Origin of the sequence: Ensifer adhaerens, assembly GCF_020035535.1 — a bacterium.
Lineage (GTDB): Bacteria > Pseudomonadota > Alphaproteobacteria > Rhizobiales > Rhizobiaceae > Ensifer.
In genome coordinates, this window is the sequence record NZ_CP083350.1 from 2,115,596 (window position 1) to 2,131,384 (window position 15,789).

Consider the following 15,789-nt stretch of genomic DNA (forward strand, 5'->3'; position numbering starts at 1 on the left):
TGCCGGGGGCTTCCCCAGCATGTCGGCCTTGCTTCACCGGCGTCGCTCGACAATCCGACATGGGGATCAATTGTCGAAGGGTCGACCGAGGCCATTTGACCCCATAACCGTTCTGAAACGCATCGATGCTGCCTTTCTAAAAGGGAAGGACATCAGCGCAAATTCGGGTCGGAGATGTGTGCTTGGCGAAGTGCCTTCGTCAGCCAAGTTCGGGCGAACACTTGTAGCACCGGACAGTTGTTGCCGGAACTCTCCCAGGCTCTCTTCAGAGAACGATTTCCACTCACAAATTGTGATCAGCCTGGCGTGCCGACCTCCCGGTGCAAACGTCCGGGTTTGATGGCCGATTACCTCAAGTTGGATCCAAAATCTTTTGGCCATGTCGGAAAAGCTATCTGGGATGGCGGGAACGCAGTTTGAAATGCCCGTTATCCTCCAGGATACTCTCATTAATGGATACATAAATCCGAAAAGGGGAACTGAAATGGACACCGTCTACAAGCATGTTTCTCAACTTACTCGACGCAACCTGCTGAAGAGCGGTACCGCGATCGCAGCCTCAATTCTTGCTTTGCAATGTGGCTTCGCTCGCGCGGGATCACTTGCTGGCACTGCGGATGGGCCGCCTCGTCGCGGCGGCACGTTGAAGTACGCCAACACCGACACTCTAAAGCCGTTCCGCGACCCTGCCGCCGTCGATTCACTCGGAGCATCCGATGCCGTCCGTGGCGTTGCAGAGTTTCTGACACGTGTTGACGAAAACAACGTTCCACATCCGCATCTCCTCGAGTCGCTGGACGCGTCCGCCGATTTGAAAACCTGGACGCTTGTTGTCCGCCGCGGTCCAGTCTTCAACATGCCGACTCCGAGGGAGATCGATGCGGATGACGTCATCTTCAATTTGAAGCGTTGGCTGGATCCCGCGACGGGATCGTCGATGACTGGCTTGCTTCAACCGTACCTTAAGCCTGACGGCATCGAAAAAGTGGATGCGCGAACTATCAAGCTGCATCTTTCCAACGCAACGAACTCACTTGCTTACGATTTCTTCCATTACGCAGGGGCAATTATGCCGCGTGAGTTCAAGGGAGACTTCTTAGCGGAACCTTGGGGAACGGGGCCGTTCGATCTCGTGGAATATGTCCCGAACCAGTCGTTCACGCTTCGCGCAAGGAAGGACTATTGGCGCAAGGACGCTGACGGACAGGCGCTTCCGTATCTCGATGAAGTCGTCTCGGTCGACATCAAGTCACAAGCGCCGGCGCAAATCGCGGGGCTTGTCAGCGGCGAGTTCGACCTGGCGCTCGGGCTCGATGTATCGTCCTACAAGGCACTTTCGGAGCAGCCCGACATAGTAGTCTCAAAGACCAAGAGTGCCGGTACGCTGCTTTTCCGCATGCGTGTCGACGTGAAGCCGTTTGACGATCCGCGGGTACGCATGGCCCTCAAGCTCTGTCAGAACCGTGAACAGATCATCTCCCTGGCACTGGGCGATACCGCATTCGATGGGACGGACGACATGGTTGCACCGGGCGTGGACCCTGCTTGGGCTTCCATGGACACGCCGAAGCAGGATCTCGAGCGAGCAAAGGCGCTGTTGACAGAGGCCGGCTACCCGGACGGGTTCGAAACGGAAATGAGATATCCCGCCGCGCCCGAGTTCATTGGGGCAGCGTCCCAGGTCTTCGCTCAGAACGCGTCACAAATCGGCGTCAAGATCAATCTCGTTCCGATGCCCGCGGAGGCCTACTGGGCGAAGTGGCTCGAATGGGGCTTCGGCGCATCCTACTGGAGCCATCGTCCCCTCGCGACCATGCTGCTAGGCCTGTCTCTTCGATCGGGAGCGGCATGGAACGAGACACATTTCAGCGACCCGGAATTCGAGAAGTTACTTGACGAAGCGTCGGCCACGGTGAGCGTTGACGACCGGCGGAAGGCCTATGGACGACTGCAGCCGTACCTTCGTGAGAACGGCCCGTTCGCCGAGCCGCTCTTCATATACGCGCTCGCAGCGCACACAAAGCGGGTCAAGAACTTCAAGGCAACGGCGTTCCGTTTCGGGGCTTTCGACGAGACTTGGGTCGACGCGTGACGCGACCCGGTCTGGTCTGCCTTTACCGGAGAACTTACCGTTTCAGCGAGAGTACATTGAGATGCACACTATCTTAGTGAAGAAACTCGTTCTGCTTAGCTTTACGCTCTTTGTGAGTTCAGTGCTGATTTTCGTTGCCGCCGAAGGGCTGCCGATAGACGTCGGTCGCGATATGCTGGGGCGGTTCGCGCCCCAGGAAGCCGTCGATGCGTTGAACGAAAAACTGGGAATGAATAAGCCTGTGTTGGAGCGCTACGGTCACTGGGTAGGTGGCGCTCTAACCGGCGACTTCGGTTTCTCGACCTCTCAGCAGCAACCCGTAGGTCCATTGATCCTTCGGCACGCCGCGAACTCGGCTATCCTTGCTGCGGTGGCGCTAGCGGTGATTACTCCTCTGGCGTTTTTGCTTGGTACGTTCGCCGGGCTCTATCCCGGAAGCCGGTTGGACAGAATGATTTCCACCGGCAGCCTCGCCACCAATTCGACTCCCGAATTCGTGGTGGGAGTACTCGTACTGCTCTTGTTCGCTGTCCACTTACGGATTCTTCCAGGGTCGAGCGCGATGACCGGTGGGGCGACGCCTCTGTCCGATCCTACGCGGCTCATTCTACCTGTGATGACACTCGCGATCGTGGACATTGGGTACCTGGCCAGGATGATGCGGGTCAGCATGATTGATGTGATGGGATCAAGCTACATTAGAGCGGCCGTTTTGCGCGGGCTGCCCTTCAGGAGGATTGTCGTAAGGCACGCGATGCGCAGTGCGCTGGTTACTCCGATCACCGTGCTGATGCTCCACATCAATTGGCTGATCGGCGGCATCGTCGTGACTGAAGCGATATTTGGATACCCGGGTCTCGGATTACTGATGCTGACCGCTGCAAATCAGAAGGACGTCCCCTTGCTTGAGGGAGGAGCGTTGGTGTTCGCGGTCGTGGCGGTCTGCTCGCAGGTCGCCGCAGATTTCCTCAATGCGTGGCTCAACCCTCGGATAGGAGCGGGACTGGCATGACAATTCTGGACAATCTCGCTGCCACGGATGAAAGCGTACATAGGTCGCCTGTCGTCAGGTTTCCAATATTGCGCTCGGTCCTCCGTTCAAGACAGGCAACGGCCGGACTTCTGGTCGTGCTGTTCTGGGTAGTTGCAGCGGTCGCGGCACCGATCCTCGCGCCATTTCCGCCGAACGATTTGGTGGGCCCGGCACTCCAGGGACCGAGCTGGAAATTTCTGCTGGGGACCGATGACCTCGGAAGGGACGTGTTGTCCCGCACCCTTTGGGGAGCACGTCCAGTACTCATTCTCGCACCAATGGCTGTTCTCCTTGCCGAGACCATCGGAGCATCGATTGGCTTGGTGTCGGGTTACATTGGCGGACTGTTCGATCAGATTGTAATGCGCATAAACGACGCTCTGATCTCGTTTCCCGCGATCTTGCTTTATCTGCTCATCATCGCCGCGCTTGGACCGTCCAACATGAACATCGTGGTGGCAATTGCGCTGGGTTCGGCTCCGGGGATCGCGCGTATCGTGAGAAGTACCGTGATCGAACTGCGCGGCCGAAGCTTCATCCATGCGGCACAGGTGCGGGGAGAGCGGTTCTGGTACATCCTCTTGGTGGAGCTCCTTCCGAATACAAAGGGTCCCATCCTGGTTGATGCCATGCTTCGCGTCGCATACGCATCATTCGCCATCGGGACGCTGGGCTTCCTCGGACTGGGCACTCCTCCGCCAAACCCCGATTGGGGCGGCATGGTCAACCAGGGTGTTCGGTGGCTCGCAGTATCGTCCTGGATGACCGCGATCCCGGCAATAGCTCTCGCGTCGCTCGTTATCGGCCTGAACCTAGTAGTGGACGTCATTCAGGAGGAGGACGCGTAATGAAAGCGAAAACGCTCCTCTCGGTAGAGAACCTTTCCATCGATTTTCGGACCTCAAGTGGTTCGGTTCATGCGGTCAGAGACGTGACACTGTCGATCGGCAGAGGCGAGATCGTCGGCCTTGTCGGTGAAAGCGGCTGCGGTAAGAGCACGCTCGGATACGCCGTCATGGGAGACTTCGGTCGCGGCAAGGTCCGCACGGCCGGTTCGATCCGCTTCGACGGTTTCGACATTCTGCAAGCGACGCCCGAAAGTTTGCGGCAACTGCGGGGCAAGCGGATCGCGATGGTTCACCAGAATCCCGCAGGAGCTCTGACTCCGACACTCAAGATCGGCAGACAGCTCACCGAGATCCTGATCGTTCATGAGAAAATGTCTCCGACCGAGGCGCATAACCGCGTGGTGGAATTGTTCACGCAGGTGAAGCTGCCGGATCCGTCCGCAATCATGGAACGTTATCCCCATGAACTGAGCGGGGGGCAGCAGCAGCGCGTCGTCATCGCAGCTGCGCTTCTTAGCCGTCCGGAACTGCTAATCCTCGACGAGCCTACAACCGGCCTCGACGTCACGGTGGAAGCCGTTGTGCTCGATCTTCTGCACGAACTTCGCGAGCGCACGGGCGTCGCGATGCTGCTGATTGCACACAATCTTGGCGTCATCGCCCGAATTTGTGAGCGTGTGGGCGTCATGTACGCCGGCGAGCTGGTCGAGATGGCGGACGCGCGGCAATTATTCCGCAATCCGCGCCATCCTTACACGATAAACCTGTTGCGCTGCGTGCCTCGTTTAGACCGCGTATCCGGGGCCGAGTTGCAGCCCATCCCCGGATTTCTCCCAAGTCCTTTCGCCGCGGCGACAAGCTGCCTTTTCGCGCCGAGATGTGAGTTCAGCTCCGATCAATGCCGTTCGGCGAGGCCCGACCTGACGACCGAGATCGATAGGTCGATCCGTTGTTTTCGCTGGAAGGAAACCGGCCACCCGATGGCTGCCTCCCCCCAACCGCGCGCCGCGGTCCGGACAGCGGCCCGCAGCAAACTTGAGGTGCTTACCGCACGGGACCTCAGCGTTACCTATGAACTGCGCCCGCGAGGTATCACCGCCGGCACCATGAAAATGCGGGTCGTAGACGGCGTGGGTCTGGACTTGGTGGAAGGCTCCATCACAGCTGTGGTAGGCGAAAGCGGGAGCGGCAAGACCACCCTCGGACGTGCAATTGTTGGTTTGACGCACGCCAGCGGTGGTGCCGTATTGCTACGGGGAGATGACATCAGCGGACCGGTTAGGAGCCGCAGCTCTTTGGCCCACCGCCTCTTGCAGATGGTGTTTCAGGACCATGGCGGTACGCTCAATCCGTCGTTGTCGGTCGGCCGCATCATAGCAAGGCCACTTCGGCTATTCGGACTTGTAAACCGTCGCGACCAGTCGGAAGCCGTCCGTGGCTTGCTTGACTCCGTTGGCTTGAATCCGGACGTGGCGGCTCAGCGCTCGGACAAACTCAGCGGTGGGCAGAAGCAGCGTGTCGCGATAGCGAGGGCGTTTGCTGGTAAACCGGACGTGGTCATCTGCGACGAAATCACATCGGCGCTCGATGTTTCCGTTCAAGCTTCAGTGCTCAACTTCCTCGTATCGCTACAGAAGCGTTTCGGAACCAGTCTGCTGTTTATCAGCCACGACCTTGGCGTCGTCCGATACATCGCGGACAGCGTGCTCGTGATGTATCTCGGCCGCATTTGCGAACGGGGGCCCGTCGATGCGATTTTCGGAGGGCCAAACCATCCCTACACAGCAGCGTTGATCTCCGCCGTCCCAGTGCCAGATCCGGACGACCGCCGCGAACAGATACGACTCGACGGTGTTGTCCCCAGCGCGGCAAACCGACCATCCGGCTGCCCATTCCATACCCGTTGCCCGCGAAAGATCGGCGCAATCTGCGAAGAGCAGTCACCGCCTCTTCGAGAGCCTCAGCCGGGCCACATAATCGAGTGCCATCTGGCAGTCGAGGATCTGCCGAATTTTTCCAAGCGGCCTTCCGGCTCGCATCGCACGGACTCCGACGGAGCCCATCTAAATCTGGCGTCGAACACAGGTATGAGCATGAGAGAGGAGAGGCTGTCGTGAAAGTGAGTTGTCTGGGACCAGAACGCGACTTTGTTGGATATGGCCGACGCCCTCCAGCCTTTACCTGGCCTGGTGACGCCAAGCTCGTGATCAACATGGTGATCGTCTACGAGGAAGGCGCGGAGTACTCCCACTACGACGGTGATGGACGAAACGACAACTGGGGTGAATTCGACCTGAGGATATCGCCGAAAGTCCGCGATCTGGGAACAGAAACGCATTTTGAGTTCGGCAGCAGGGTGGGAATTTGGCGGCTCGCTCGGCTTTTCGACCGGTACGCAATTCCAGTGACCATGTCGGCATGCGCACGAGCGCTTGAGCGAAACCCGCAGGTTGTGTCTTGGCTCAAGGAGCGAGGCCACGACGTTCTCGGCCATGGTTGGAAGTGGACGGAATCCTGGGAAATGGAAAAGAGCGACGAGCGCGAACATCTTCAGCGCGCTCTTAGTCTCTACCGGGACCTCTTGGGCGAACGCCCGCTCGGCTGGAACAGCAGGTCGTTCCCGAGCGTCAACACACTCGATCTCATCGCCGAAGATGGGGGATTCCTCTACTACTCCGATCCATGCAATGACGAAATTCCCTACTACACGAGTACGAAGGGCGGACCCTTGTTGGTCGTTCCCTATTCGAAGTTGCTGAACGATAGCCGCTTCCTTGTGAGTCCGGGATATAGTTCTCCGCGAGATTTCTACGAGGACAGTGTCCGGGCGATCGACTACATGGTCGACGAAGCATCGGACGCGGGTCCCCGCATGACGACGATCGCCGTCCATGCGCGCTGGACGGGGCAGCCCAACAGAGCTTCGGCATTGAGGGACATCCTCGATCACTGCGTCTCGCGCCCGGAAATTCGATTTATGCGTCGCGATGACATTGCCCAACACTGGTTGGCGCAGTTTGGGCCCGACAGCCCATTACTGGCGACAGGCCAGAACCACACGCGGGTCTGACCATGGCACAGCTCGATGAGGAACTTCTTACCGAGACAACGCTGGCTGACGAGATCGCGTTCCAGCTCGAGGGCGATATACTCGCAGGGAGGCTGCAGCCCGGGTCGAAGCTTCGGCAGGAGGAGCTTTGTTCCCGGTTCGGTGTGAGCAGAACACCTATCCGGGAAGCGCTACGCAAGCTGCAGGCCCAGAGGCTTGTCACGCTCGCCCCCAACCGGGGGGCGACGGTACGCGTCCTTACCCGCCAGGAGATCGAGGAGGTCTACGAACTCCGGGCGGAACTTGAAGGTTACGCGGCGTATCTTGCATGCGTGCGCGCTGACGACGACTTCGATCGAAGGCTGATTGAGGCGTCCAGCGATGTGCAGACGCGCGCTCATCCTGGACCGGAGCGGGACGTTTGCGATCGACAGCTTAATGTTGAAGTGAGCGAGTCTATTCGCGGCTTTCACCACATTATCCAGGAGACCGCGGGAAACGCGACGCTCGTTAGCGTTATCCGGGATCTCGAAGCACTTTTCCTCGGGAGCTATTGTTCCCATGAGATGGCGGATCCCGGTGTCGCCGAGCGCCTACATGTGGACGAACACCGAGGAATTCAGGACGCGTTGCTAGCTCGTAATGCTGCCGCTGCGAGAGAGCTAATGCGGGCCCATATCCTCCACGCCAAGAGAATACTGCTGGATTATCTCGACAACACCGGTTTCTGGGCGGGGCACGATGACACTGACAATCAGGAGCAGCCAAATGAGTAGAGCGATGGAAGGGAAGGTTGCGATAGTAACCGGAGCCGGCGGCGATATCGGGCGAGCCATCGCTATGATGCTCTGCAATCGAGGAGCACGGGTCGTGTGCATGGACCTGAATGAGCGGCGCGCCGCCGAAGTGGCCAGGGCCATCAATGTGGATGGCGGGGCCTGTGTGTCGCTTGGTGGTGACGTTAGTAGCAGCGTCGACGCAAAGCGAGCTACGTCGATGGCGCTCGACACTTTCGGCGGTCTGCACGTGCTCGTCAACAACGCGGCGTTCTTCATGCAGGACGCGGTCCTGCCCGAGGTCGAGGAGGAACAGTTCGACCGCTCTTTCGCGGTGAACGTCGGTGGCGTGTTTCGGATGTCGAAATACGCCATTCCAGTGATCAAGCGCTCGGGAGGGGGCAGCATCGTCCACGTCGCCTCCCAGATGGGGCACGTCGCCCGCAAGTACCAGGCGACATACTGCGCGAGCAAAGGCGCGCTGCTCGTGATGGCGAAGGCGATGGCGCTAGATCACGCACTTGACGGTATTCGGGTAAACACGGTCTCGCCGGGCGGCATAGCCACGCAGGGTATGGCCGATCAGTGGGGCGGCATTGAAATCGCCGAAAAGGAGTGGGGGGCCAAGATGCACCCGATTGGCCGCTTAGGAACGATGGCCGAGGTGGCGGAAGCAGTGTGCTTCCTCGCCAGTGACGCGGCATCCTTCATTACGGGCACCGATATCCTTGTCGACGGAGGGTACACCGCATGCTGACCACAAACCGACGGGAATGAACCCGTAGCGGGCTTCGCCCCGCACGCGACCTCACATTGAAACATTACAGGTGAGACAATGAATCTGCTTGTCACGGGCGGACATGGGTTCGTCATGAGTAACTTCGTGCGTCACTGGCTGGAACGGTACCCCGGTTCTCGCGTGACGATACTGGATGCGTCCCCGGCCGACGCCGAATGCGCGCGCTTTTTGAAAGCGGTCCAGGATCGCATCGACTTTGTCCAGACAGACATACTCGATCTGGAGGGCTGGAGCGCCAAGATCGCGCATCTGGACATCGACGCGATAGTCCACGGGGCGACTGTTACGCCCCACCCATACGTAACGTCGACCGGTGCTACCTGCGATCCAGAACGCTTGGCCCCCACTACGGTCATCGAAGTTAATGTAGGAGGCACGGTCGCGGCATTGGAGTTTGCACGCCACCGGGGTGGGATAAGGCGTTTCGTCTATGTCAGCACCGGTTCGGTGTACGGCGACATTGGTCCCGCCGAACCAGGGCAGCCGCTGCCTGAAGAGGGCTATGTCGCTCCCCAGACGCTCTACGGGATTTCCAAGTATTCCGCGGAAATGATCGTCCGCCGGTACGGGGAGCTTTACGGCCTGTCGGTGGTGTCGGCCAGACTCGCGTCGGTTTTCGGTCCCATGGACAGGCCCAACCACGTCCGGAACGTTCAAGGAACGCCCAATCTCGTGGCGAGCCTCGCCGTCGCGGGCAAGCCGTTGCTGGTGCATTCCTTCGAAGGTGTCGGGGACTGGATAAACACTGCGGACGTGGCCGAAGCACTTCGATGCCTCGTCGTCGCCGAAACGGTGCAGCATCAAGCGTACAACGTCGCCTATGGAAGCGCGGAGACAGTCCGCGACCTCGTGGACCACGTCGCGATAATTCTGCCGGTGAGCGCAACGGAAACGGACCTGGCGAAGGCGAACGTGAAGTGCGACCCGGACCGTAGAGCAGGGCAATGGGGAGCTTACGACATCAGCCGAATGCAGACTGAGTTCGGGTGGGCTCCAGCGCCCCTGAGACAACGGATGCATGAATACGTGAATTGGCTGAAGGACCGCGTTCTGTCAGCCCCGAATTCCTAAGGAGGAAAAAAGATGAAACTTACAGGCAGCGACTTGGTAGCAAAGGTCCTTCAAATTGAAGGCGTCGAAAACATCGTCGGCTTTCCGCACAGCGAGCTTTTCGATTCTTGCGCGGCTCTCGGCATCCGTCCGGTGATCGCCCGCACCGAGCGAGTGGCGGTCAACATTGCCGAAGGCTTCTCGCGGATGACCGACGGTCGGACGACGGGCGTCGTGACTGCACAATACGGACCCGGCGTCGAAACTGCCTTCGGCGCTGTGGCGCAGGCCTATAGCGACAATTCACCGATACTTGTCCTGCCCACCGCATATCCCCGAGGGTCCGAGGTCGTAGCTCCCAATTTTCAGGCTTCTCGAAACTTCCGAAACATTACGAAATGGGCAGAAAGCGCGGCCAAGGTGGAACAGCTTCCACAGCTGATGCAGTACGTTTTCAGCCGCCTGCGAAATGGGGGGCCCGGCCCCGTAATGCTCGAACTGCCAATCGACATCCTGGCCGAGGAGTACAAAGGCGAGCTCAACTATGTGTCGCCCCGCCGCTCTTCGCCCGTTCCGGATGCCACCGATCTCGCGGAATTGGCGGATGCCTTGGTCAAGGCAAAGAGTCCCGTCATCTATGCAGGTCAGGGGGTACTCTACTCACGTGCCTGGGACGAGTTGAAATCGCTTGCGGAACTGGTTGGCGCCCCAGTCCTGACCACCGTCAATGGCAAGAGCGCCTTTCCTGAGAACCACCCGTTGGCACTCGGTACCGGCGGAAAGTCACGGCCGGCCACGGTCGACGAGTTTCTCAAGCGCGCAGACCTAGTCGTTGCCGTCGGCACCAGCCTCGTTCGTTCGGCCTATGTGACGACAATCCCGAACGGGAAAACGATCGCCCATATTACGATCAACGAGGCGGACATTGCCAAGGACTATCCGGTGTCGCTGGGCGTTGTCGGGGATGCGAAGGCTGTTCTTGTCGAACTCCGCGAAGCTGTCAGCCAGCATCCGGCGCTTTCCGAACGGCCGAACGTGGATGACGTCGCTCGCGGCGTGGCCTCGGTCCGCCGGGATTTCATGGCCAAATGGATGCCACTTCTGACGTCGAACGAGACGCCCATCACGCCGTATCGCATAATCTGGGACCTCATGAAGGTCGTGGACCGCACGAAGACGGTGGTTACTCACGACGCCGGGCAGCCGCGTGACCAGATTACCCCGTTCTACGAGGCGATTGTGCCGCACGGATACATGGGATGGGGGCGCACTACGCAGCTTGGAAGCGGCCTCGGTTTGATGCTGGGAGCCAAGTTGGCACGACCAGACTGGCTGGCGGTAAACATCATGGGCGAGGCGGCCTTCGGCATGATCGGGATGGACGTCGAGACCGGCGTCCGCGCGCAACTTCCGATCCTGACGATTGTCCTTCGCAATGAAATCATGGGCGGCTACGGCGGTTATATGCCGACGGCCACGCAGCGTTATGGGGCGAACAAGTTGAGCGGGGAATACACGCAAATTGCCGAGGGGCTCGGTGCTTACAGCGAGCACGTTGCGAAGCCCGACGACCTCGTTCCGGCCATGCAGCGATGCATCCGTAGCATCTCCGAAGGGCGGTCGGCCGTGCTGGAAGTCCGCACACGCGAGGAGCCGCGTTTAGCTGGCATAACGGCACCATGAACCGACGCGTCGTGCGTGCTCTCATGTCTTGCGACCAAGAACGCGGATGCGCACGCGGACGCCAAAACGAAAGGCATCGGGGGGACGACAACCTCGTCCCTTTCGCCATGCGTAAGTGCTGCTGGATGCGAACGATCTCTGACCCGCGTTTTACACGATCGGAGATCCATTTGCCGGGACCAACAGGAGCCACTGGCAACGACTTCGGAGCAATCCTTGGTGAGCAGATCCGAAGTCCTACGTAGGCCTACTGATTTTACCTCACTACCCCAAAGTAACGGAGAGAGACCATGAATGACCAGCCGGATCGCACCTTCAGCACAGACCGGATCCAAAGGGCTCGTGCAACAACAGACGCCAAGAGGCAGGCCGCTACGTGGACCAAGTGGGAATCCGGCATGACGGAACCCTTCGAAATTCACTACGACCGGGCCGTGTCGTTCTGCGTGGTGGAAGGTCGAGGAGAGATTAGGTTTACGGACGGCACACAGCTCGACATCCAGAGGGACGACTTCGTAACAATTCATCCTGAGATCAGGGGCGTGTGGACCGTATTAGAGCCGATCACCAACCTTTATATGTGGCACGACACCAAGCCGATGCCGGTGAAACGCTGACTTCTCGGATCATAATCGACCTCCCCCGCTCGTGTCTCTCCCCTGCGAGCGGGGCTTGCCTGCCCATCTGGGCAGGCCCTTTTATTCGCGCGACTCGCCACCCAAACTAGCCTCGAAAGGGTTACACATGGGACTTACAACCCAACCGCAAGCCTCGCACTTCATCGACGGCGAATATGTCGAGGATATCGAAGGCACCGTCATCGAGAGCATCTATCCGGCGACCGGCGAAGTGATCGCACGCCTCCATGCAGCGACGCCGGCGATCGTCGAAAAGGCGATCGCGGCTGCCAAGCGCGCGCAGCCGGAATGGGCGGCGATGAGCCCGACGGCCCGCGGCCGAATCCTCAAGCGCGCCGCCGAGATCATGCGCGAGCGCAACCGCGAACTTTCCGAACTCGAAACGCTCGACACCGGCAAGCCGATCCAGGAGACGATCGTTGCCGACCCGACCTCGGGCGCCGACAGTTTCGAGTTCTTCGGCGGCGTCATCGCCACCGCACTCAACGGCGACTACATCCCGCTCGGCGGCGACTTCGCCTATACCAAGCGGGTGCCGCTCGGCGTCTGCGTCGGCATCGGCGCTTGGAACTATCCGCAGCAGATCGCCTGCTGGAAAGGCGCGCCGGCGCTTGCCGCCGGCAATGCCATGGTCTTCAAGCCTTCGGAAAACACCCCGCTCGGCGCACTGAAAATCGCCGAGATCCTTGTCGAGGCCGGCCTGCCGAAGGGCCTCTACAACGTCATCCAGGGCGATCGATCGACTGGCCCGCTGCTCGTCAATCATCCTGACGTCGCCAAGGTGTCGCTGACCGGCTCGGTGCCGACGGGCAAGAAGGTCGCGGGTGCAGCCGCCGCCGAACTCAAGCACGTCACCATGGAGCTCGGCGGCAAGTCGCCGCTGATCGTCTTTGACGATGCCGATCTCGAAAGCGCGATTGGCGGCGCCATGCTCGGCAATTTCTATTCGACCGGCCAGGTCTGCTCCAACGGCACCCGTGTCTTCGTGCAGAAGGGCATCAAGGAACAATTCCTGACCCGGCTCAAAGCGCGCACCGAGGCCATTGTCATCGGCGACCCTATGGACGAAGCGACGCAGCTTGGCCCGATGGTCTCGGCGCCGCAGCGCGACAAGGTCTTCTCCTACATCGAGAAGGGCAAGGCTGAGGGTGCGCGGCTGGTGACCGGCGGCAGTATTCCGAATGCCGTCAACGCCGAGGGCGCCTACATCCAGCCGACCGTCTTTGCCGATGTCACCGACGACATGACGATCGCCCGCGAGGAGATCTTCGGCCCGGTCATGTGCGTGCTCGATTTCGACGACGAGACCGAGGTGATCGCCCGCGCCAATGCCACCGAGTTCGGCCTTTCGGCTGGCGTCTTCACCGCCGACATCACCCGTGCGCACCGCGTCGTCGATCAGCTCGAAGCCGGTACGCTGTGGATCAACACCTACAATCTCGCTCCAGTCGAAATCCCCTTCGGCGGATCGAAGCAGTCGGGCTTCGGCCGCGAGAATTCGGTCGCGGCACTCAACCACTACAGCGAACTGAAGACCGTCTATGTCGGTATGGGGCCGGTGCAGGCCCCTTATTAAGGAAAGTACCCGAAAGGCGCTGCGCTGGCACTGTCGTTGCCACAATAGCACTCTTGAAAATACGAAAATCCTACCCGGACAACCTAGCTTGATGGAGGAACCATGTCAGGTAACAATCATCTTTTTATTCCCGGCCCCACCAACATTCCTGAGCGTGTTCGCCGAGAGATGAATCTGCCGATGGAAGACATGCGATCTTCGCAGTTTCCTGAGTTGACGCTCCCGCTCTTCTCCGACGTCAAGAAAGTTTTCAAGAACAAGGATGGTCGTGTGTTCATCTATCCTTCGTCCGGTACCGGGGCCTGGGAGGCGGCGTTGACGAACGTGCTCTCTCCCGGTGACCGGGTACTGATGAGCCGCTTCGGCCAATTCTCCCATCTCTGGGTAGATATGGCAGAACGGCTCGGTTTTGACGTCGTGTGCATCGACGTGGATTGGGGGACGGGGGTTCCCGTCGATCTCTACGCTGAATATCTCGCGGCAGATAGCGCACACGAGATTAAGGCAGTGTTTGTAACTCACAACGAAACGGCAACCGGCGTTACTTCAGACGTTGCCGGTGTCCGCGCGGTCCTCGACGCCACCAAGCATCCGGCTCTTCTCTTCGTCGATGGGGTCTCGTCTATTGGGTCAATTGACTTTCGCCAAGATGAATGGGGCGTAGATTGCGCAGTGTCGGGGTCCCAGAAAGGATTTATGCTCCCTGCCGGATTGGGCTTCCTCTCGGTAAGCCAAAAGGCGCTGGAGGCGGCTAAATCATCGCGGCACATGCGGTGCTATTTCTCATTCGACGACATGATCAAAACCAACGATAGTGGATTTTTTCCCTATACGCCTCCAACACAATTGCTCCGCGGACTGCGCGCCTCGCTCGACATGATCTTTGAAGAGGGGAGGGAGAATATATTCAAACGTCATCATCGACTTGCCAACGGCGTTCGCGCCGCAGTTTCCGGTTGGGGCCTCACCCTGTGCGCGACCGAACCAAAGTGGCACTCGGACACAGTATCGGCGATAAGGTTGCCGGACGGAATCGATGGAGCGGCGGTAATTCGGCACGCGTACAACACCTACAACACATCCCTTGGCGCGGGTCTAAGCAGATTGGCTGGTAAGATCTTTCGCATTGGGCATCTAGGCTCGTTGAACGAGGTGATGGTGCTTGGCGCACTTTCGGCTGCTGAGTTAACCCTGTTGGACAGCGGGGTGTCTATCGAACCCGGCTCGGGCGTCGCAGCGGCGATCAACCAGTTCCGCTCATCGACGCCAATCATGGGCTCTGAGGCGGCCTGACCAATGCCGATGAGGACAGTCTGCGTCGACTCCGCTTCTGGGGAGGTAGAGGTCGCCTACGCTGTCGAATGTCTAGTTGGGGAGACGTGCGCGATCTCCCTAACGACACGCTCCAACGCTCTCACCTATGTATCATGACGTCATCGAGCTTCTCGAATTCCGACACAGTACGCGGATGCATCGGCGACGACGAAGCACTCAGTGAGAAGCAGCATGTCTAAGTCGACGACGACGAGTTTTACATTACCCGGAATCCGAAAGCCGTATTCCGGCTCAATTTTTACCCCGGCGAGATGTTTCGGAGGACTTCGCAATGAGCAATGTTACGTGCGCTATTCTGCGTCCCACGGAATTGCAATCAGTTGACCGGGGCGGCGGGGCACGTACGACCCCGCTCGTCACCCGCAAGTGCGGGTCAAGTAGCGTGCTTAACGGCATCACAGCGTTTGAGCCGGGCGCTGCGATTGGCTTACACAAACACAATTGCGAAGAAAGCGTTATGGTGCTCGACGGTTCTGCTATCGCCGAGATTGACGGTGTTCAGTACCAACTGGGTCCTCAGGATACGACCTGGATTGCGGCGAATGTTCCGCATCGCTTCATCAACGCCTCGGCAACGGAGCCTATGAGGATCTTCTGGACGTATGCATCGATCGACGCCACCCGCACCATGATTTCCACCGGCGAGGCGCGGGTGGTCGATGCGGGAAGCAGTGGTTAATCGGGGCCAAAAAGAGAGCCGCCGCTTTCGATAAGATTTGGAGAGCGGGTCGATTTGTGTGCGCTAGCTGTCGCGTTCCAACATTGCAACCCATTACCGTGCAGATATTTTTTAAACTAGCGACACGTATGGACGGCCTGAACGCGCTTCCACCGTTCAAAAACGGGCCAGCCGCTCTGCGATTTTAGATCAAACGATCTCCACATATTTCGGCGCTCAGCCGGCGAGCAA

Annotated in this window: 13 protein-coding genes; all 13 read left to right on the plus strand. The window is 59.1% G+C overall.

The genetic code is table 11. The features are described 5' to 3' along the window. The first annotated feature begins 484 nt into the window (after positions 1–484). The 13 genes from LAC81_RS29925 to LAC81_RS29985 all read left to right on the plus strand — a co-directional run bounded on the left by LAC81_RS29925 (position 485) and on the right by LAC81_RS29985 (position 15,558). On the plus strand, positions 485–2,092 hold the full coding sequence (locus LAC81_RS29925; RefSeq protein ID WP_223728292.1) for an ABC transporter substrate-binding protein: 1,608 nt from the start codon (positions 485–487) through the stop codon (positions 2,090–2,092). Between the two features lie 61 nt (positions 2,093–2,153). After that, a complete protein-coding gene (locus LAC81_RS29930; protein WP_223728293.1) occupies positions 2,154–3,104 on the plus strand; it encodes an ABC transporter permease in 951 nt (316 codons plus the stop codon). Next, positions 3,101–3,973: an ABC transporter permease gene (locus LAC81_RS29935; RefSeq protein WP_223728294.1), complete on the plus strand. Its 873-nt coding sequence runs from the start codon at positions 3,101–3,103 to the stop codon at positions 3,971–3,973. Before LAC81_RS29930 ends, LAC81_RS29935 begins: the two co-directional genes overlap by 4 nt. Next, entirely contained in the window at positions 3,973–6,090 is a 2,118-nt protein-coding gene (locus LAC81_RS29940) for an ABC transporter ATP-binding protein (protein WP_223728295.1), read from the plus strand. The genes LAC81_RS29935 and LAC81_RS29940 overlap by 1 nt, the downstream gene beginning before the upstream one ends. A 95-nt stretch (positions 6,091–6,185) precedes the next feature. Next, a complete protein-coding gene (locus LAC81_RS29945; RefSeq protein WP_223728296.1) occupies positions 6,186–7,043 on the plus strand; it encodes a polysaccharide deacetylase family protein in 858 nt (285 codons plus the stop codon). Between the two features lie 2 nt (positions 7,044–7,045). Further along, positions 7,046–7,798, plus strand: a complete 753-nt coding sequence (locus LAC81_RS29950) for a GntR family transcriptional regulator (RefSeq protein ID WP_223728297.1) — start codon at positions 7,046–7,048, stop codon at positions 7,796–7,798. Further along, a complete protein-coding gene (locus LAC81_RS29955; protein WP_223728298.1) occupies positions 7,791–8,555 on the plus strand; it encodes an SDR family NAD(P)-dependent oxidoreductase in 765 nt (254 codons plus the stop codon). Before LAC81_RS29950 ends, LAC81_RS29955 begins: the two co-directional genes overlap by 8 nt. A gap of 78 nt (positions 8,556–8,633) precedes the next feature. Beyond that, positions 8,634–9,668 (plus strand): NAD-dependent epimerase/dehydratase family protein, encoded by a 1,035-nt coding sequence (locus LAC81_RS29960; RefSeq protein WP_223728299.1) that lies wholly within the window; start codon positions 8,634–8,636, stop codon positions 9,666–9,668. Between the two features lie 12 nt (positions 9,669–9,680). Beyond that, positions 9,681–11,330, plus strand: a complete 1,650-nt coding sequence (locus tag LAC81_RS29965; protein ID WP_223728300.1) for a thiamine pyrophosphate-requiring protein — start codon at positions 9,681–9,683, stop codon at positions 11,328–11,330. Positions 11,331–11,620: 290 nt separating this feature from the next. After that, positions 11,621–11,947 carry a cupin domain-containing protein gene (locus LAC81_RS29970; protein WP_223728301.1) on the plus strand — a complete coding sequence of 109 codons (327 nt, stop codon included), beginning with the start codon at positions 11,621–11,623 and terminating at the stop codon, positions 11,945–11,947. 127 nt (positions 11,948–12,074) lie between these two features. After that, complete coding sequence (gene betB, locus LAC81_RS29975) at positions 12,075–13,544, plus strand: betaine-aldehyde dehydrogenase (protein WP_223728302.1); 1,470 nt, start codon at positions 12,075–12,077, stop codon at positions 13,542–13,544. 102 nt (positions 13,545–13,646) lie between these two features. Continuing rightward, positions 13,647–14,837, plus strand: coding sequence for an aminotransferase class V-fold PLP-dependent enzyme (locus LAC81_RS29980; protein WP_223728303.1), 1,191 nt, complete (start codon positions 13,647–13,649; stop codon positions 14,835–14,837). A 313-nt stretch (positions 14,838–15,150) separates the two neighbouring features. Further along, positions 15,151–15,558 carry a cupin domain-containing protein gene (locus tag LAC81_RS29985; protein WP_223728304.1) on the plus strand — a complete coding sequence of 136 codons (408 nt, stop codon included), beginning with the start codon at positions 15,151–15,153 and terminating at the stop codon, positions 15,556–15,558. The last annotated feature ends 231 nt before the right edge of the window (positions 15,559–15,789 follow it).

Excerpts from the sequence above, each read along its gene's own strand:
- LAC81_RS29925 (WP_223728292.1), top strand. The coding sequence starts at position 485 with ATGGACACCGTCTACAAGCATGTTTCTCAACTTACTCGACGCAACCTG.
- LAC81_RS29930 (WP_223728293.1), top strand. The coding sequence starts at position 2,154 with ATGCACACTATCTTAGTGAAGAAACTCGTTCTGCTTAGCTTTACGCTC.
- LAC81_RS29935 (WP_223728294.1), top strand. The coding sequence starts at position 3,101 with ATGACAATTCTGGACAATCTCGCTGCCACGGATGAAAGCGTACATAGG.
- LAC81_RS29940 (WP_223728295.1), top strand. The coding sequence starts at position 3,973 with ATGAAAGCGAAAACGCTCCTCTCGGTAGAGAACCTTTCCATCGATTTT.
- LAC81_RS29945 (WP_223728296.1), top strand. The coding sequence starts at position 6,186 with ATGGTGATCGTCTACGAGGAAGGCGCGGAGTACTCCCACTACGACGGT.
- LAC81_RS29950 (WP_223728297.1), top strand. The coding sequence starts at position 7,046 with ATGGCACAGCTCGATGAGGAACTTCTTACCGAGACAACGCTGGCTGAC.
- LAC81_RS29955 (WP_223728298.1), top strand. The coding sequence starts at position 7,791 with ATGAGTAGAGCGATGGAAGGGAAGGTTGCGATAGTAACCGGAGCCGGC.
- LAC81_RS29960 (WP_223728299.1), top strand. The coding sequence starts at position 8,634 with ATGAATCTGCTTGTCACGGGCGGACATGGGTTCGTCATGAGTAACTTC.
- LAC81_RS29965 (WP_223728300.1), top strand. The coding sequence starts at position 9,681 with ATGAAACTTACAGGCAGCGACTTGGTAGCAAAGGTCCTTCAAATTGAA.
- LAC81_RS29970 (WP_223728301.1), top strand. The coding sequence starts at position 11,621 with ATGAATGACCAGCCGGATCGCACCTTCAGCACAGACCGGATCCAAAGG.
- betB (WP_223728302.1), top strand. The coding sequence starts at position 12,075 with ATGGGACTTACAACCCAACCGCAAGCCTCGCACTTCATCGACGGCGAA.
- LAC81_RS29980 (WP_223728303.1), top strand. The coding sequence starts at position 13,647 with ATGTCAGGTAACAATCATCTTTTTATTCCCGGCCCCACCAACATTCCT.
- LAC81_RS29985 (WP_223728304.1), top strand. The coding sequence starts at position 15,151 with ATGAGCAATGTTACGTGCGCTATTCTGCGTCCCACGGAATTGCAATCA.